This window comes from Amycolatopsis sp. 3B14 (genome assembly GCF_050958625.1).
Classification (GTDB): domain Bacteria; phylum Actinomycetota; class Actinomycetes; order Mycobacteriales; family Pseudonocardiaceae; genus Amycolatopsis_E; species Amycolatopsis_E thermoflava.
This window is the reverse complement of sequence record NZ_JBHZEN010000004.1, coordinates 18,295-35,474: the sequence shown is the minus strand read 5'-3', so window position 1 is coordinate 35,474 and position 17,180 is coordinate 18,295. Positions and strand designations below refer to the sequence as shown.

The window sequence follows — 17,180 nt, the reverse complement described above, 5'->3', positions numbered from 1 at the left end:
TTGAGAGCGGGTCGGCCCCTGACACTTGTCACGGCCGGATCATGACGCTCGGCCTGCGAACCGGGGCCTCCGCGGCCGCACGCTAAGAGCATGGACGGAACCCAGACCCTGACCCGGGCCGCGGTGCGGCTGACGGGCCTGCGCAAACACTACGGCGAGGTGCGCGCCGTCGACGGCGTCGACCTCACCATCGCGCCCGGCGAGGTGGTCGCGCTGCTCGGCCCGAACGGCGCGGGCAAGTCGACGACCGTCGACATGCTGCTCGGCCTGACCACGCCCGACGCCGGCGAGGTCGCGATCTTCGGCACGACTCCCGCCGAGGCGGTGGCGCGTGGCGCGATCGGCGCCATGCTGCAAGGCGCCGCGCTGCTGGAGGACGCGACCGTCGGCGAGATGGTCGGCATGATCGCGTCGCTGCACCGCAAGCCGATGCCGGTCGCCGAGGCCCTGCGCCGCGCCGGCATCGAGGACCTGGCGAACCGGCGCGGCACCAAGCTCTCCGGCGGCCAGAAGCAGCGCGTGCGGTTCGCCGTCGCCCTGGTCAGCGACCCGGACCTGCTGGTGCTCGACGAGCCGACCGCCGCGATGGACGTCGGCAGCCGCCGCGAGTTCTGGAAATCCATGCACGCCTACACGAACACCGGCCGCACCGTGTTGTTCGCGACGCACTACCTGGAGGAGGCCGAGGAGTTCGCCGACCGGGTCGTGCTCATGCGCGGCGGGCGGATCGTCGCGGACGGTACGGTCGCCGAGGTCCGCGCGCTGGCGAGCGGGCGGACACTGCGGGCCGCCGTGCCCGAGGCCACCCCGGCGGCGGTCGCGGAACTGCCTGGCGTCACCGAGTACGAGGTGCGCGGCGGCCGGATCGCCGTGTCCACTTCGGACTCCGACGCCACCCTGCGGGCGCTGCTGACCCGCTTCCCCGGCGCGCACGACGTCGAGATCACCGCGATCGGGCTGGAAGGCGCCTTCCTGACCCTCACCGCCGACGAGGAGAAACACCGATGAGCCTGAAGTTCCTGACCCTGGAGATCCGGCGCGTGCTGCGCGCCCCGCGGTTCCTCATCTTCACCGTGGCGTTCCCCGTCCTGATGTTCCTGCTCTACGTCGGCATCTTCGCGCGCGGCGACCAGGACGCCGTCGCGCCGCTGATGGTCGGCATGACCTCCTTCGGTGCCATGTCGGCGGCGCTGTTCGTGGGCACCCGGGTGGCGGTCGAACGCAAAGCCGGCTGGCAGCGGCAGCTGCGGCTCACCCCGCTGTCCGGCGCCGGTTACCTGAGCGCGAAGGCCGCGACCGGCCTGACGCTCGCGCTCGCGCCGGTGGTCCTCGTGCCGCTGGTCGGCGCGCTGACGCAGGGCGTGTCCCTCGGGGCGGGCAGCTGGCTGCGGGTCACCCTGGGGGTGTGGCTCGCGGCGATCCCGTTCGCGTTGATCGGGCTGCTCATCGGCCAGGTCGGCACGGCCGACTCGGTCCAGCCGATCACGCAGCTGGTCATGCTCCCGATGGCCCTGCTCGGCGGCATCTTCATCCCCGTCGAGGCGATGCCGCACTGGCTGCTGCAGATCTCGCACGTGCTGCCCAGCTACTGGATGGCGCAGGTCGGGCGCGGCGCGGTGACCACCGACCTGAGCACGAGCCTCGGGCAGGACGTGCTGTGGCTGGCCGTGTGGACCGCGGCGGTCGGGATCGCGGTGGTCCGGCGTTACCGTAAGGACTCCGCGCGGGTGTGATGGGGAGAAGCACGGTGGCCGAGGACAGGACGCAGTGGTGGAACGAGCACGCCGCCGGACGGCCCCGCCCGCGGTTCGCGCGCCGCTGGCCGCTCGCCGGCACCATCTTCTACCTGGCCAGCGCCGTGCCGGTCGGCCAGCGACTCGACCCGCAGCTCATCGTGCTGCTCGTCGCCTACGGCTTGTGCTACGTGACCTTCCCGTACTTCCTGCTGTCGCACCGGCGGATGCGGGTCCGGCTGCCGTTCGCGCTGCTGATGCTCGTGCTCGGGTGGGCGGTGCTGCTCCAGGGCGCCAGCATCTACATGCTCCTGTACGCCACGCTGGCGATCGCGATGAGCATGCCGGCGGGGTGGGTGCTGGTGTTCGACGGCGCCGCGGTCGCCGGGTGCGGGCTGCTGCTGCTCGTCCACAACGACGTGCGCGGCACCCCGTCCGACATCGGCACGGTCGTCGGCATCACCACGGCGATGTTCTTCATGGGACGGCTCGCCCAGACCGTGCGACGACTCCGGCGGGCCAACGAGGAGATCGCCGCGCTGGCGGTGAGCGCGGAGCGGGAACGGCTGGCGCGGGACCTGCACGACATCCTCGGCCACAGCCTCACCACCATCGCGGTCAAGGCCGGTCTGGCGCGGCGGCTGATCGAGACCGCGTCCGACGAGGAGCGCGCGGTCACCGAGATCCGCGAGGTCGAGGCGCTGGCGCGCAGCGCGTTGACCGACGTGCGCGCGACGGTGTCGGAGTACCGCGAGGTGTCGCTGTCCGCGGAGCTGGTGGGCGCGCGGGCGGCGCTGCGGGCCGCCGAGATCGACGCGGAACTGCCGAGCGCGGTCGACAACGTGCGGCCGGAGCTGCAGAGCGCCTTCGGGTACGTGCTGCGGGAGGCGGTGACGAACGTGCTGCGGCACTCCGGCGCCGGCCGCGTGAAGGTGCGGCTGGGGCGGAACTGGCTGGAGATCTCCGACGACGGCCGCGGCACTGAACCGGCCGCGGCCGGCAACGGGTTGCGCGGGCTGGCGGAGCGGCTGGCCCAGCTGGGTGGCACGCTGCAGGTCCGGGCGCGGCCCGGGGAGGGGTTCCAGCTGCGGGCCGAGGTGCCCGCGGCGAAGCCGGTGGAGGTTTCGTGATCCGGGTCCTGCTGGCCGACGACCAGGCGATGGTGCGGGGCGCGCTGGCGACCGTGCTCGGGCTGGAGCCGGACATCGAGGTGGTCGGGCAGGTCGGGTCCGGCGACGAGGTGCTCGCCGCGGCGAAGGAGACCACGCCGGACGTGGCGCTGCTCGACGTCCAGATGCCCGGCACGGACGGCCTGACCGCGGCCGCCGAGCTGCATGCGGCGTTGCCGTCGTGCCGGATCATCGTGTGCACCACGTTCGGCAGGCCCGGTTACCTGGCGCGGGCGATGGCCGCAGGGGCGGCCGGGTTCGTGGTGAAGGACTCGCCGCCGGAACAGCTCGTCGACGCGGTCCGGCGGGTCCACAACGGACTGCGCGTGGTCGACCCGGCGCTGGCCGCGGAATCGCTGGCGACGGGGGCGAGCCCGCTCACGCCGCGCGAGCACGAGGTGCTGCGCGCGGCCAGCGACGGCGGCACGGTGTCGGACGTCGCGCGGCGGCTGCACCTGTCCGAGGGGACCGTGCGAAACCACCTGTCCGCCGCGATCGGCAAGACCGGCGCCCGCACCAGGGCCGAGGCCGTCCGGTTGGCGGAGGAGCACGGCTGGCTGTGAGGACCCGTCTGGGAGGATGACCGGGATGGGTGAGCGGGTGAGCTGGGTGCGCCGGGCCGTGCTGGGCACGGTGCTGGTGCTGCTGATGGTGGTCGCCGGGACGGCGTTCCGGGTGTGGCAGGTCGCGCGCGAGGACGACCGCACGCACGCCGACGCGATCGTGGTGCTCGGCGCGGCGCAGTACAACGGGAAGCCGTCGCCGATTTTCCAGGCGCGGCTGCGGCACGCGATGGACCTGTACGAGGAGGGGGTCGCCGACCGGATCGTCACCGCGGGCGGCAACCGGGCGGGCGACGCGTACACCGAGGCTTCGGCAGGGGCGAACTGGCTGATCGAGCAGGGGGTCCCCCGCGAGGCGACGCTGGCGGTGGGCGAGGGCAGCGACACGCTCGGCAGCCTGCGCGCGGTGGCCGGCGCGTTCGGCGAGCGGGGGTGGCGGACCGCGGTGCTGGTGAGCGACCCGTGGCACTCCCTGCGCGCGCGCACGATGGCCAACGACGCCGGCCTGGACACCTGGACCTCCCCGACGCACCGCGGGCCGATCGTGCAGACGCGGGAGACGCAGTTCGCCTACATCTACCGCGAGACGGGTGCGTTGTTGTTCTACCGGCTGACCAAGACCCCGGCCGACAACATCGGCGGTACCGGCCTGGGCTGAGGTTCGCGCGGGCTGCCAGCGCCCGCAGGCGTCAGAGGTTTCGTCGCGCTTTCCACTCGCGCCCGCACGAGTGGGCATCTCGTGTGTCCTGGTCAGAACCCCCAGGAAATGTCGGTGGGTGCCCGTAGAGTTGCGGGGTGTACAGCGAGCACGATCAACAGCGGTGGCTCGGCGAAGCGCCGAAGCGGGCGGCGCTTCCCGGGTCGCGGCCGGACGGCCGGAGTGCGTTCGCGCGGGACCGGGCCCGCGTGCTGCACTCCGCGGCGCTGCGCCGGCTGGCCGGCAAGACCCAGGTGGTCGGGCCGGGGGAGGGCGCCGAGGTCAGCGGCGTGCCCCGCACGCGGTTGACGCACTCGCTGGAGGTCGCGCAGATCGGGCGCGGCATCGCCGAGGAGCTGGGGGCCGATCCGGACCTGGTGGACACGGCGGGGCTGGCGCACGACATCGGGCACCCGCCGTTCGGGCACAACGGCGAACGGGCGCTCGACGAGGTGGCGCAGTCGTGCGGCGGGTTCGAGGCCAACGCGCAGACGCTGCGCATCCTCACCCGGCTGGAGCCGAAGGTCGACTCGGCCGGGCTGAACCTGACGCGTGCGTGCCTGGACGCGTCGACGAAGTACCCGTGGCCGCGGCGGGCGGGCACGGCGAAGTTCGGGGTGTACGCCGACGACCGGGAGGTGTTCGACTGGATGCGGGCAGGCGCGCCGGAGGGCCGCACCTGCCTGGAGGCGCAGATCATGGACTGGGCCGACGACGTGGCGTACTCGGTGCACGACGTCGAGGACGGTGTGCTGTCAGGACGGTTGTCGCTGTCGGTACTGGCCGACCCGGGGGAGCGGGCGGCCGTGGCCGAACTGGCGGCCAAGCACTTCTCGCGGCTGTCGGTGTCCGCGCTGGAGGGCGCCGCGCGGGACCTGCTGGACCTGCCCGTGGTGGCGGAGCTGGCGCGCCCCGGGGTCGACTCGACGCCGCACGGGCAGATCGCGCTGAAGCGGATGACGAGCGAGCTGGTCGGCCGGTTCGCGTCCGCCGCGGTCACCGGAACGCGCGCCGAGTACGGCGACGGCCCCCTCACCCGCTACGCCGCGAGCCTGGTGATGCCGGAACGCGTGGCGGCCGAGGTGGCGCTGCTGAAGGCGCTCGCGCTGCGCTACGTGATGAGCGACCCCCGGCGGCTCGCCATGCAGGCCGGCCAGCGTGAACTGCTGGCCGAGCTGGTGACGGTGCTCGCCGAGCGCGCCCCGGAGCCACTGGAGACCGCGTTCCACCCGGCGTGGCACGCGGCCCCGGACGATGCCGCGAGGCTCCGCGTGGTCATCGACCAGGTCGCCTCCCTGACGGACGCGCAGGCGCACGCCTGGCACCGCTGGCACACCGGACGCCACTGATGCCCACCCACGAGGCGCGACTGCGCGCGGTCGCGCGCCGGACACTGCCGCCGCCCATCGCCGAACGCTGGATCTCGATGTTCCGGCCCGCCGTGCGCCTGCGCCCGGCACGCCGGGGCGACCGGGTGGTCGGCCGGCTCGGCGGCTGCCCCGCCGTGCCGGACGACTTCGAGTGGCCGGTGTGGCCGGGGGAGGGCTCGCTGAGCTTCGTCGCGTCCGTCGACTGCGCGAAGCTGCCCCGCGAGTCGATCGACCTCGCCCTGCCCGCCGACGGCACGCTGTTGTTGTTCTACTTCGACGACACGCTCGGCTACTTCGACCCGGCCTTCCCGCCGCGCACCGTCGGCGTGTGGGACCCGGAGTCGCTGACCGCGGGCGCGCGAGTCATCCACGTCCCGGCCGGGGTGCCGGTCACCGAACGCGAACCACCCGCCGACATCGAGCCCTACGACTGGATCCCGCTGGCCGCCGCGCACCGGCTGACCGGCCCGGACTGGTCCCACCCGGCGTTCCGCGCCGCGTGCCGGGACCTGCCGGCGAACGTCCTGTCCTTCTTCGACGACCACGCCAACGGCGACGCGTTCATGACCGGTCTGGCGGCGACCGTGCCGAGTCCGGCACACCAGATCGGCGGCTACGCGTTCCCGGTCCAGGACGCCGTCGAACTCGACGTCGCTGCCGCGCACCTGCGTGCCGACCTCGTACGCGACGAGCAGGCGTGGCCCGCGGTGCAGGAGGAAGCCCGGCGGTGGGTCGCGCTCGCCCAGATCGACTCGGACGACGAGACCGGCATGATGTGGGGCGACGCGGGCCGGCTGCACTGGCTCATCCGTGCCGCAGACCTCGCGGCCGGGCGGTTCGACGCGGCGTCCTTCACCTGGCAGTGCGGATGAGTTGTCACCCACCTGCGCCTCCCCGTCCCAGCACCTCGCACCCGCCCCAGCAAAGGCCCCGGCGCCGCGCTCCGGTCCGGTAGCGTCGGGGGCGTGACCACGCCCGAAAGTGACCATCTGCGATTCAGCCTCGCGGTTCACCGGGTCGTCGCCGGCGCCAGTGGCGACTCGGTGGTCTCGCCGTACTCCATCGCCAGCGCGCTCGGCCTCGCGAGCCAGGCGGCCGACGGCCCCGCCGCCGAGGAGCTGCTCCACCTGCTCACCGGGGGCGACCCGGACATCGCCAAGCAGGCCGACCTCCTCCGCGCCGCCGCCACGCTCGACAACACCACCCGCCAGGAGGACCCGGTCCTCGCCGTCGCCAACACGCTCTGGGCCTGGGACGAGCTGCCGGTCCGCGACACCTTCCTCGCCGACCTCGCGGGCTGGCCGGGCGCGAGCGCGAAGACCGCCCCGTTCGTCACCGACCCCGACGGCGCCCGCCGAGCCATCAACGCCGACGTCGCCCAGACCACCCGCGACCTCATCCCCGAACTGCTGCCCCCGGACTCGGTCGGCGCGGACACCGTCGCCAGCCTCGTCAACGCCCTCTACCTCAAGGCCGCCTGGCAGCACCCGTTCCGCGAGGCCACCACCCGCGACGAGCAGTTCCACAGCCCCGGCGGCCCGCGCCGCGTCCGGATGATGCGCAAGACCGAACGCCTCGGGTACGCGCACCAGGACGGCTGGCAGGTCGTCGAGCTGCCCGGCGCAGGCGTCACCGCGACCGTCCTGCTGCCCGACGGCGACCTCGCCGCCCAGGAGCCGGACCTCGACGACACCCGGCTGGCCGCCCTGCTCGCCGCCCCCAAGCGCGTCCAGGTCGACCTGCGCCTGCCGAAGATCGACCTCGACCGCCCCGCCGACCTCACCGGCGCGCTCAAGCACCTTGGCGTGCGCACCCTGTTCGAGCCCGGCGAGGCCCCGCTCGGCCGCCTCACCCCGGACCCGCGCGCGTTCGTCTCGGCCGTCCAGCACCAAGCGGTTCTCAAACTCGACGAGCAGGGTCTCGAGGGCGCCGCGGCCACCGCGGTCATGATCCGCACCCTGGCGGCCGTCACCCCGGCCGACCCCGTCGAGGTGCGCGTCGACCGGCCTTTCCTGCTCCTCGTGCGGCACGCCCGGACGGGTGTGGTCTACTTTTTCGCCCGCGTAGTCGAGCCCTGAGGGTGAAAGAGTGACCGCTTTGCTGCAGGCGCCCGAGACCGTGCCCGAGGTCGGAGAGGAACGGCGCCGGTTCGGCCGCGCCGACGCACTGGTCATCGGCATCTACATCGTCGCCGCGTTCATCCTCTACGCCGGGTTGTGGGTCAACCTGGGCAGCGGCGGCTACATGTACAACAGCGGCCAGGACCAGAACATGTGGGAGTGGTTCTTCGCGGTCACCGCCCACGCGGTGTTCAACTGGGAGAGCCCGCTCGGCAGCACCCTGCAGAACTACCCGGACGGCGTGAACCTCATGGCCAACACGGCCATGTTCGGGCTCGGCATCCCGCTGTCACCGATCACGCAGCTGTTCGGCCCCACGGTGACCTGGGCGATCGCGCTCACCGGCGGCCTGGCGGGCACGTCGATCGCCTGGTACTGGGTGTTCTCGCGGCACCTGGTCACCTCGCGCACGGCCGCCGCGATCGGCGGCGCCTTCTGCGGTTTCGCGCCGGCGATGATCTCGCACGGCAACGCGCACCCGAACTTCGTGGTGCTGTTCCTGATCCCGTTCATCGTGATGCGGCTGATCCGGCTCGCGCAGGGGCACCGGCCCGTCCGCGACGGCATCGTCCTCGGCCTGATGCTCGCCTACCAGGTGTTCCTGGGCGAGGAACCGCTGCTGATCATGATGATGGCGTTCGTGCTGTTCGCCGCGGGCTACGCGGTGTCCCGGCCGCGCGAGGCCCTGCGGATGGTCAAGCCGATGGCGGGCGGCCTGACCGTCGCCGCGGTCGTCGCCATCGCGATCGCGATCTTCCCGCTGTGGTGGCAGTTCTTCGGCCCGCAGAGCTACCGCACCCTGGAGCACGGCCCGGTCGGCAACGACACCGCGGCGTTCACCCGGTTCGCGACCGAGTCGATCGCGGGCACCCCCGAGGCCGCCGCCGACGTGTCGATGAACCGCACCGAGGAGAACGCGTTCTTCGGCTGGCCGCTGATCATCCTCATGGTCGTGCTGACCGTGTGGCTGTGGCGCAACGTCGTGGCCCGTGCCATCGCGATCTCGATGTTCCTGATGGCCTGGCTGTCGCTGGGCGTCGAAATGATCGTCAACCACGAGGAGACCGGGGTCCCCGGCCCGTGGCGGCTGCTGGCCGAGCTGCCGCTGTTCGACTCGCTGCTCGAATCGCGGCTGGCGATCGGGTGCATCCCGGCGGTCGCGGCGCTGCTCGCGATCGCCACGGACCGCGTGTTCGAGGCGGCGCCCGGCTTCCGCGACCGGAACCTGCCGGTGCGGTTCCTGTGGCTGGGCGCGCTGGCCGCGGTGCTGCTGCCGATCGCGCCGACGCCCTACAAGACCTACATCCGCCCCGAGACCCCGGCCTTCTTCGCCGACGGGGCGTGGCGCCAGTACGTCGGATCCGGTTCGGTGGTCGTCGTGCCGCTGCCCAACGGCGGCGACGCGCGGGCGCTGCACTGGCAGGTGGAGGCCGACCTGGGCTTCCCGCTCGCCGACGGGTACTTCGTCGGCCCGAGCGGCCCGGACGACAAGCGCGGCCGGTACGGCGCGGTGAACCGCCCGACGGCCGACCTGCTGGCCGAGGTGCGGGACAGCGGCGAGGTGCCGAACGTGACGGTCCAGCAGCGCGCCCAGGCGGTCGAGGACCTGAAGTACTGGAAGGCCGACGCGGTCGTGCTCGCCCCCGTGACCAACGGCAACGCGCTGCACCAGACGGTGGACCAGCTGCTCGGCGGACAGGCCGTCTACGTGGACGGCGTGTGGGTCTGGGACGTCCGCGCCCTCCGTGGCTAGGAGTCCAGCACCTCACGTGCCAGCCGGTCGAGGTAGCTCGCGAACCGGCGCCGGTCCTCGGCCGGCCAGTGCGCCACCAGCGCCTCGAACACCTGCTCTTGGTGCGCGTGCGACACCGCGAGGAACTCCGCGCCCGCTTCGGTGAGTGACAGCCGCGCGCGGCGGGCGTCCTCGGCGGACGTGTCGCGCCGCAGGTAGCCGTCGCGCACGGCGTCGGCGATCATCCGGCTCGCGACCGACCGGTCCAGGCCCAGCTGGCGCGCCACGTCGGCGACGGTGACCTCCCCGCGCGGCGCGGCGCTGTGCACGGCTTCCACGACGTACAGGTTCTGCACGGTCGCGGTGCGCGGGGCGTCCTCGTCCAGCCGCTGCGCCACTTCCGGCGCCCAGCGCCGGGACCAGAACCGCACCAGCCGGAACAACGCGCGCCCCGCGGCCATCGAAAACTCCCTCCGTCAGCCGACATCCTTGCATGCGTGCAAAACGCACGCATAATATGTGCGAAATGCACGCAAAAGACCGGGCCTTCGCCGCGCTGCTGCTCGGCATGCTGATGGCACAGCTCGACACCACCGTCGTCGTCGCGGCGCTGCCCGCCCTGCAGGCCGACCTCGCCGCGGGGACGGCCGTCGCCGGGGTCACCACCGCCTACCTGGTCACGGTCACGTTCGCCACGCTCGTGCTCGGCAGGCTCGGCGACCGCCACGGCCGGCGCGCCGTCTTCACCGGGTCCGTCCTCGTCTTCGCCGCCGCGTCGGCCGCCTGCGCCGCCGCACCGGACATCGCCACGCTCGTCGCCGCGCGAGCCGTCCAGGGCATCGGCGGCAGCGGGCTCGTCGTCACCGCGATGAGCGCGCTCGGCGAGATGTTCGACCGCGACCAGCTGATCCGCCGCGCGGGGTGGCAGACGGCGGTCTTCGCGCTCGCCTCCGTCGGCGGCCCGCCGCTCGGCGCGCTGCTCGTCGCCGGACCGGGCTGGCGGTGGATCTTCCTGCTCAACCTCCCGCTGTGCCTGATCGCCCTCGCGATCGGTTTCCGTGGCCTGCCCACCGGAACCGGCCGGACCCCGCCGCTGCGACCCGCCGTCCGCGCGATGTTCGCCGACCGCACCACCCGTCGCGCGGTCGTCGTCACCGCGTTGTCCGGGCTCGCGTTGTTCGGGACGTTCACCTACGTCTCCCTGGTCATCGGGCTGATCGGCGCCACGTCCGCGCTGCTCACCGCGATGACGGCCGGTCAGCTGGTCACCTCGGCGTCTTTCGCGGCGTGGGCGCGCCGGTGGCCGGACCTGCCGGCGTGGGGACGGCTCGGTTGCACCAGCGGCGCGGTGGGTCTCGTCCTGCTGGCCCTCGCGCCGCACGCCGGTGTGGCCGTGCTCGTGCCGGGGCTGTTCCTGGCCGGTGCCGCGTTCGGGCTCACCGCGTCGGCGTACACGCTGCTCGTGCAGACCACCGTGGCGAAGGAAGTGCTGGGCGCGAGCATGGGGGTGCTGGCCTTCGCGCGCCAGGCCGGAGGCGTCGTCGGCACCGCGGGCCTCGGCACGGTCGCGGTGCTGTGCACCGGCGGTTTCGGCAGCCCGGGGTTGACGATCGCGTTCGCGTGCGCCGCTCTCGCGATGGCCGTGGCGCTCGCTGTCACACCCCGGGAAGCCGCCGGCTAGCTCGCCGCCTTCTTGAAGACCTCGTACACGGCCAGGTAACTCTTGCCGCCGTGACCGTCCGCGATCGCCCGCGCGGCGTCGCCGGTGCTCGTCGAAACCTCCCGGGAACCGCTGTAGAGGAAGACGGATCCGGGTTGTCCGACCATGGGCGGGGGCACCATGATCGCACCGTCCAGGTAGGACATGCCCGCTCGGCCGCCCACTCGGCCACCGCGCGCGCTTCCTCGGGGGTGCCGGAGTTGAGGTTCACCAGCACCCGGCCGCGCAAGGCGTCGCCGGCGGAGCCGAAGACCTCGTACATGGTCTCGTAGTCCTTGAGGCACATGATCGTGGCCGGGCTCGCGGACACCGCTTCGGCGATGGTCGCGGCACGCTGGACGCCCGTGGCGACGAGGCCGTCGGCCCGTTCCAGGGTGCGGTTTCACACGGTCGTGGGGTGGCCGTGGCTGTGCAGCGTCTCGGCGATGGCGAGGCCCATGGGACCGAGGCGCGAACGCATCGACGAGGCCGTGGCCGGTTTGCTGGCCGCACGCGCCAGACTGGACGCCATCATCGCCGCCACAGCGCCGGCGGTGGCCGACGATCCCGAGGCCTGTACCGCAGCCGTCGCGGCGCGGTGACCCGGCGCCAGCCGCTCGCTGTCACATCTCGCGCGGCCGTCTCGTCCCCACGGCAGGACCACGAAGGAGGACGACATGCCACGCATCCCCGTGGTGTCCGAAAAGGACGCCGGCCCGCTCACCAAGCTCGTCTACCGCTACGCGCGCAAGCGTTTCGGCGCCGTGCCGGAGCCGTTCGCCGTCGTCGCGCACCGGCCCGCCCTGATGCGGGCCAGCGGGATCCACGAGATGCTCGTCGAGAAGGCGATCAAGCACCTGCCGGTGAACGTGGCCGAGCTCGCCCAGTACCGGACGGCCGTGCGGCTGGGCTGCTCGTGGTGCGTCGACTTCGGCACCATGCTGCAGAAGCACCACGGCCTGGACATCGACCGCCTGAAGAACATCGACGATTACGCCACGTCGGAGCTGTTCACCCGCCAGGAACGCCTCGCCCTCGCCTACGCCGACGCGATGTCCGAGACTCCGGTCGCGGTCACCGACGAGCAGGTCGCCGAGCTGGAGCGCGAGTTCGGCCGGCCCGGGCTCATCGAGCTGACCTACCTGATCGGCCTGGAGAACCAGCGCGCCCGCGTCAACAGCGCCCTCGACATCACCGACCAGGGCTTCACGTCCGGGGACGCGTGCCGGGTTCCACAAGCCGGCTGAGCTTGTCGGGGTTCGCCTGGTCGTAGATCGCGGTGATCAGCCCGTCCCGGACGGTGAACGTCTCCAGGTGCGCGTCCAGCGGCCGGTAGCCGTCGCCGCCGGGGGCGGGCGGCAGGTAGATCCCGAGATCGCCGTTGACCAGCAGCGGGCGGCCGCCGGCCAGCGCCTCCGGCCGGTAGAACCGCAGCAGGCCGAGGAAGAAGCGGATGATCTTGTCCGCGCCCACCATGACCTGCACCGTGGTCTTCGCCTTGCCGTCGCTGTCGCCGATGAGCACGACGTCCGGGTGCAGCACCTCGGCCACCGCCCGCACGTCGCCCTTCGCCAGCGCCGTCATGAACCGGTCGAGGATCTCCTGCTGCTCGGCCAGCTCCGCGCGCGGCGGCGGCTGCGCGTCGTCCAGCGCCCGGCGTCCGCGCGACGCGTGCTGCCGCGCCGTCGCCGTGGTGACGCCCAGGATCTCCGCGATCTCGTCGAACGGCACGGCGAACGCGTCGTGCAGCACGAACGCCACCCGCTGCTCGGGCGTGAGCTTGTCGAGCACGATCATCGCCGCCATGCGCACGCCCTCGTCGCGGACGGCGGCCTCCAGCGGATCGTCCGCGGACGGCGCGCCCAGCGGCGTGACGATCGGTTCCGGCAGCCACTGGCCGACGTACTTCTCCCGGCGCGCGGTCGCCGAGCGGAGCCGGTCCAGGCAGATCCGCCCGACCACCGTGGTCAGCCAGGCGCGCAGCTCGTGGATCTCCGCACGCTTGTCCTCGTCCAGCGCGGCCAGGCGCAGCCACGACTCCTGCACCGCGTCCTCGGCGTCGCTCACCGAACCGGTCAGCCGGTAGGCGACGGCGGTCAGGTGCGGGCGCAGCGCGGCGAACTCCGCGGCGACCCCATCCAGCGTGCTCACACACCCGAGTGTGCCGTACGACCCGGCCCCGCCGGTCACTAGACTGGTCGTCGTGGCAGGCCGGATCCGGGAAAGTGACATCGCGGAGGTGCGCCAGCGCAACCGGATCGACGAGGTCGTGGGCGATTACGTGGCCCTGCGCAACGCCGGCGGGGGAGCGCTGAAGGGGCTGTGCCCGTTCCACGACGAGAAGACCCCGTCGTTCAACGTCCGGCCAACGCACGGCACCTTCCATTGCTTCGGCTGCGGTGAGGGTGGCGACGTCATCAAGTTCCTGATGAAGATCGACCACCTCCCGTTCGTCGAGGCGGTCGAGCGGCTGGCCGACCGCGTCGGGTTCCGGCTCACCTACGAGGGTGGCGGCGGCAGCGTCCAGCGCGACCGCGGCACGCGCACCCGCATGGTCGAGGCGCACAAGGCCGCCGCCGAGTTCTACGCCGAGCAGCTGCGCACGCCCGAGGCCCAGATCGCCCGCGACTTCCTGGCCGAGCGCGGCTTCGACGAGACCGCGGCCCGCACGTTCAGCTGCGGCTACGCCCCGGCAGGCTGGGACAAGCTGACGAAGTACCTGCTCAACCGTGGGTTCGAGTTCAGCGAGCTGCTCAAGGCCCAGCTGGTCAAGGAGGGCCGCCAGGGCCCGATCGACCGGTTCCACCGCCGGCTGGTGTGGCCGATCCGCGACCTGTCCGGCGACGTCGTCGGGTTCGGCGCGCGGCGGCTGCACGACGACGACCCGATCCAGGCCAAGTACCTCAACACCAGCGAGAGCCCGATCTACAAGAAGTCGCAGGTGCTGTTCGGGCTCGACCTGGCCAAGCGGGAGATCGCCAAGCGCCACCAGGTGGTCGTCGTCGAGGGCTACACCGACGTGATGGCGATGCACGCGTCCGGCGTGCCGACCGCGGTCGCGTCCTGCGGCACGGCGTTCGGCGAGGACCACATGAAGGTGCTGCGCCGCCTGCTGATGGACGACGACGCGTTCCGCGGCGAGATCATCTTCACCTTCGACGGCGACGAGGCGGGCCAGAAGGCGGCGCTGAAGGCGTTCGAGGGTGAGCAGACCTTCGCCGGCCAGACCTACATCGCGGTCGCGCCCGACGGCATGGACCCGTGCGACCTGCGGCTCGCCAAGGGCGAGGCCTCGGTGCGCGACCTGGTCGCCCGCCGCACGCCACTGTTCGAGTTCGCGATCCGCAGCATCCTCAAGGAGTACGACCTCGACTCGGTCGACGGGCAGGTCGCCGCGCTACAGCGCACCGTGCCGCTGGTCGCGCAGATCAAGGACCGCGCGAAGCGGGACGGCTACGCCACCAAGCTGTCGTGGTGGGTCGGCTGGCAGGACGAGGCCATGGTCGTCCGGCGCGTGCGGGAGAGCGCGGGCGGCGCGGTCCGGACCAACGGGCGCAAGCCGGTGCAGCGGGTCAACGGCGCCCCGGCGGCGGACGTGCCGCGCCCGGACCCGAACGACCCGCGGCTGATGGCGCAGCGCGAGGTGCTCAAGGCGGCGCTGCAGGAGCCGGCGTACGCGGGCCCGGAGTACGACGCGCTGCCCGAGGAGGCCTTCACCCACCCCGCGTACGTCGCGGTGCACCGCGCGGTGCTCAAGGCCGGCGGCACGGGCAGCGGGCTGGCCGGGCCGGCGCTGATCGACGCGGCGACCCCGTACACGCCCGACGGGCCGGTGCGCTCGCTGCTGTCCGAGCTGGCCGTGGAACCGCTGCGCGCCAAGGGGGAGGCCGACGGGCACTACATCGGCAGCATGATCGCCGCGGTGCAGGAGAACCTGGTCGGACGGCAGATCGCGGAGATCAAGTCGCGGCTGCAGCGGCTGTCGCCGATCGAGGCGGCCGACGACTACCGCGCGTTGTTCGGGGACCTCGTCGCGCTTGAGGAGTACCGCAAGGCGCTGAAGGCGCAGGCCATCGGCGGGCTGGGGTAGGCCGTGCGGTGGCTGCGACGGCTGATCGGCGACCCGCTGCCGGACGAATTCCCCGGACGGCTGGCCGAGGGGGAGAACGCGATCGGGTCGGCGCCGGTCTGCGGTGGCGGGCACCTGGTGGTCACCGAGCTGGGGCTGTGGATTCCGGTGCCCGAGGGCGCCCGGCGGATCGGCTGGCACCTGATCAGCAAGGCGGTCTGGGGTGACGGCGCGCTGACGGTCACCGAGGCCGACGAGACCGGCACGGCCGGCGCCGCGGTGGTGCTGCGCGACCGCGAGCCGGTGCGGTTCGAGCTACCGCGGCCAGGCAAGGTGCCGTGGCTGGTCCGGCAGCGCGTGGACGGCTCGATCCGGGCGCGCCACCGGGCGGAGCTGACCAGCGGCGGGGTGTGGTTCGTGCAGCGGAAACTGCCCGGGCGCGACGGTGTGGTGCTGCAGGCGCGGCCGGATCCCGGCGTCGACCTCGAGATCGTCGCGGCGATCGCGCGGGAGGCCGCGGAGAAGCTGGCGCCGCCCCAGGCTTAGCAGTACGCTCGTACTGTGTGGGATCCTGCGAAGTACCTCGACTACGCGGACCTGCGGGGACGCCCGTTCTACGACCTGATCGGCCGGATCGCCGCGGCTGAACCACGGCGGGTCGTGGACCTGGGCTGCGGGCCCGGGAACCTGACGGTGTCGCTGGCTTCGCGCTGGCCGGGGGCGAAGCTGGAGGCGCTGGACAGCTCGCCGGAGATGGTCGAGGCGGCGCGCGCGGCGGGTGTCGATGCGCGGGTGGCCGACGTGCGCGAGTGGTCGCCGGAGCCGGACACGGACGTGGTGGTCACCAACGCGGTGTTGCAGTGGGTGCCGGAGCATCGTGCGTTGCTGCGGCGCTGGGTGGGGGAGCTGCCGTCGGGCGCGTGGTTCGCGATGCAGGTGCCGGGGAACATGGACTCGCCGTCGCACACGCTGGTGCGGGAGGTGGCGGCCCGGCCGGAGTGGTCGGCGCGGCTGGGTGGGCTGCGGGGCGTCGAAGCGGTCGACTCGCCGGTGGAGTACGCGGAGTTGTTCGCCGACGCGGGGTGTTCGGTGGACGCCTGGGAGACGACGTACGTGCAGCGGCTGAGCGGGCCGGACGCGGTGCTGGAGTGGATCACCGGGACCGCGTTGCGGCCGGTGCGGGCGGCGTTGGACGACGAGGGGTGGCAGCGGTTCCGGGCCGAGCTGGCGCCCTTGCTGAACGAGGCCTACCCGCCGCGCGCGGACGGGACGACGTGGTTCCCGTTCCGGCGGGTGTTCGCGGTGGCGCGGGTGTGAGCGTCTAACATCCGCGGGTGACCTCCTACGACGATCTTTTCGAGCACCTGGACGTGGCGTCACTGCCCGAGCGGCAGCAGCGGATCCTGGTCGCGATCCGCGATTGGGTGAACCGGTACGGGTACGCGCCGAACACGCGGGAGATCGGGGAGGCGGTCGGGCTGCGGTCCTCGTCGTCGGTGTCGAAGCACCTGGCGGCCTTGGAGGAGAAGGGTTTCCTGCGCCGCAGCGCGACGATGTCCCGGCCGATCGACGTGCGGGCATTCCTGTACGGTTCGTCGTCGCGAGCGAATTCGGACGATTCGGTGCCGGTGCCCGTGGTGGGCGACATCGCGGCGGGCACGCCGATCTCGGCGATCGAGCAGCTGGACGACACGCTGACCCTGCCGAGGGAACTGACCGGACGCGGCACGGTGTTCGGCCTGCGGGTCCGCGGCGACTCGATGATCGACGCCGCGATCTGCGACGGGGACATCGTGGTCGTGCGGCAGCAGTCGGAGGCCCACTCGGGCCAAATCGTCGCGGCGATGATCGACGAGGAGGCGACGGTGAAGGTGTACCGGCGCCGCAACGGCCACGTGTACCTGGAGCCGCGAAACCCAGCGTACGAGGTAATCGACGGCGACCGGGCCGTGATCCTGGGCGCCGTGGTGTCGGTGCTGCGGAGCGTTTGATTCTTTTTCCGGCACGGGGCACGTCACCCCAGGTCGG

The 17,180-nt window shown here is 72.7% G+C and carries 19 protein-coding genes; 16 read left to right on the top strand and 3 right to left on the bottom strand.

Translation table 11 applies throughout. From position 1 onward, the window contains the following. Positions 1 to 90: 90 nt before the first annotated feature. The 9 genes from ACCP09_RS02805 (at position 91) to ACCP09_RS02765 (ending at position 9,405) form a co-directional block, all read left to right on the top strand. Positions 91 to 1,008, top strand: a complete 918-nt coding sequence (locus tag ACCP09_RS02805) for an ABC transporter ATP-binding protein (RefSeq protein ID WP_433742974.1) — start codon at positions 91 to 93, stop codon at positions 1,006 to 1,008. After that, a complete protein-coding gene (locus tag ACCP09_RS02800; protein WP_433742972.1) occupies positions 1,005 to 1,733 on the top strand; it encodes an ABC transporter permease in 729 nt (242 codons plus the stop codon). Before ACCP09_RS02805 ends, ACCP09_RS02800 begins: the two co-directional genes overlap by 4 nt. A gap of 14 nt (positions 1,734 to 1,747) precedes the next feature. Next, positions 1,748 to 2,863: a sensor histidine kinase gene (locus tag ACCP09_RS02795; RefSeq protein ID WP_027931567.1), complete on the top strand. Its 1,116-nt coding sequence runs from the start codon at positions 1,748 to 1,750 to the stop codon at positions 2,861 to 2,863. After that, entirely contained in the window at positions 2,860 to 3,465 is a 606-nt protein-coding gene (locus ACCP09_RS02790; RefSeq protein WP_433742970.1) for a response regulator transcription factor, read from the top strand. Before ACCP09_RS02795 ends, ACCP09_RS02790 begins: the two co-directional genes overlap by 4 nt. Positions 3,466 to 3,490: 25 nt before the next feature. After that, positions 3,491 to 4,123, top strand: coding sequence for a YdcF family protein (locus tag ACCP09_RS02785; RefSeq protein ID WP_027931565.1), 633 nt, complete (start codon positions 3,491 to 3,493; stop codon positions 4,121 to 4,123). Between the two features lie 137 nt (positions 4,124 to 4,260). Further along, positions 4,261 to 5,511, top strand: coding sequence for a deoxyguanosinetriphosphate triphosphohydrolase (locus ACCP09_RS02780; RefSeq protein WP_027931564.1), 1,251 nt, complete (start codon positions 4,261 to 4,263; stop codon positions 5,509 to 5,511). Next, positions 5,511 to 6,404 (top strand): YwqG family protein, encoded by an 894-nt coding sequence (locus ACCP09_RS02775; protein WP_433742967.1) that lies wholly within the window; start codon positions 5,511 to 5,513, stop codon positions 6,402 to 6,404. Before ACCP09_RS02780 ends, ACCP09_RS02775 begins: the two co-directional genes overlap by 1 nt. A gap of 93 nt (positions 6,405 to 6,497) precedes the next feature. After that, positions 6,498 to 7,610, top strand: a complete 1,113-nt coding sequence (locus ACCP09_RS02770; protein WP_433742965.1) for a serpin family protein — start codon at positions 6,498 to 6,500, stop codon at positions 7,608 to 7,610. Positions 7,611 to 7,620: 10 nt separating this feature from the next. Then, complete coding sequence (locus ACCP09_RS02765) at positions 7,621 to 9,405, top strand: glycosyl transferase (protein WP_027931560.1); 1,785 nt, start codon at positions 7,621 to 7,623, stop codon at positions 9,403 to 9,405. On the opposite strand, the gene ACCP09_RS02760 is transcribed toward ACCP09_RS02765, so the two are convergent. Next, complete coding sequence (locus ACCP09_RS02760; protein WP_027931559.1) at positions 9,402 to 9,845, bottom strand: MarR family winged helix-turn-helix transcriptional regulator; 444 nt, start codon at positions 9,843 to 9,845, stop codon at positions 9,402 to 9,404. The genes ACCP09_RS02765 and ACCP09_RS02760 overlap by 4 nt on opposite strands. Before the next feature lie 65 nt (positions 9,846 to 9,910). Between ACCP09_RS02760 and ACCP09_RS02755 the strand changes: the two genes are divergently transcribed. Continuing rightward, complete coding sequence (locus tag ACCP09_RS02755; protein ID WP_433742963.1) at positions 9,911 to 11,065, top strand: MFS transporter; 1,155 nt, start codon at positions 9,911 to 9,913, stop codon at positions 11,063 to 11,065. On the opposite strand, the gene ACCP09_RS02750 is transcribed toward ACCP09_RS02755, so the two are convergent. Beyond that, entirely contained in the window at positions 11,062 to 11,250 is a 189-nt protein-coding gene (locus ACCP09_RS02750) for a hypothetical protein (protein WP_433742961.1), read from the bottom strand. The genes ACCP09_RS02755 and ACCP09_RS02750 overlap by 4 nt on opposite strands. Before the next feature lie 138 nt (positions 11,251 to 11,388). Here ACCP09_RS02750 and ACCP09_RS02745 point away from each other — a divergent pair, with 138 nt between their 5' ends. Then, positions 11,389 to 11,685, top strand: a complete 297-nt coding sequence (locus tag ACCP09_RS02745) for a hypothetical protein (protein WP_433742959.1) — start codon at positions 11,389 to 11,391, stop codon at positions 11,683 to 11,685. A 75-nt stretch (positions 11,686 to 11,760) separates the two neighbouring features. Beyond that, positions 11,761 to 12,330 (top strand): carboxymuconolactone decarboxylase family protein, encoded by a 570-nt coding sequence (locus tag ACCP09_RS02740; protein ID WP_027931556.1) that lies wholly within the window; start codon positions 11,761 to 11,763, stop codon positions 12,328 to 12,330. On the opposite strand, the gene ACCP09_RS02735 is transcribed toward ACCP09_RS02740, so the two are convergent. Next, positions 12,290 to 13,273, bottom strand: a complete 984-nt coding sequence (locus ACCP09_RS02735; RefSeq protein WP_027931555.1) for a sigma-70 family RNA polymerase sigma factor — start codon at positions 13,271 to 13,273, stop codon at positions 12,290 to 12,292. The genes ACCP09_RS02740 and ACCP09_RS02735 overlap by 41 nt on opposite strands. Positions 13,274 to 13,286: 13 nt before the next feature. Here ACCP09_RS02735 and dnaG point away from each other — a divergent pair, with 13 nt between their 5' ends. From dnaG to lexA, 4 genes are read left to right on the top strand one after another with little or no spacing between them, the layout of a single operon-like run. Next, on the top strand, positions 13,287 to 15,173 hold the full coding sequence (gene dnaG, locus ACCP09_RS02730) for a DNA primase (RefSeq protein WP_017981264.1): 1,887 nt from the start codon (positions 13,287 to 13,289) through the stop codon (positions 15,171 to 15,173). A 3-nt stretch (positions 15,174 to 15,176) separates the two neighbouring features. Continuing rightward, complete coding sequence (locus ACCP09_RS02725) at positions 15,177 to 15,698, top strand: hypothetical protein (protein WP_433742956.1); 522 nt, start codon at positions 15,177 to 15,179, stop codon at positions 15,696 to 15,698. 15 nt (positions 15,699 to 15,713) lie between these two features. After that, the gene (locus ACCP09_RS02720) at positions 15,714 to 16,469 is read left to right on the top strand and encodes a trans-aconitate 2-methyltransferase (protein ID WP_027931553.1); all 756 of its coding nucleotides are present in this window, start codon (positions 15,714 to 15,716) and stop codon (positions 16,467 to 16,469) included. A gap of 17 nt (positions 16,470 to 16,486) precedes the next feature. Further along, positions 16,487 to 17,143, top strand: coding sequence for a transcriptional repressor LexA (gene lexA / locus ACCP09_RS02715; protein ID WP_433742954.1), 657 nt, complete (start codon positions 16,487 to 16,489; stop codon positions 17,141 to 17,143). The last annotated feature ends 37 nt before the right edge of the window (positions 17,144 to 17,180 follow it).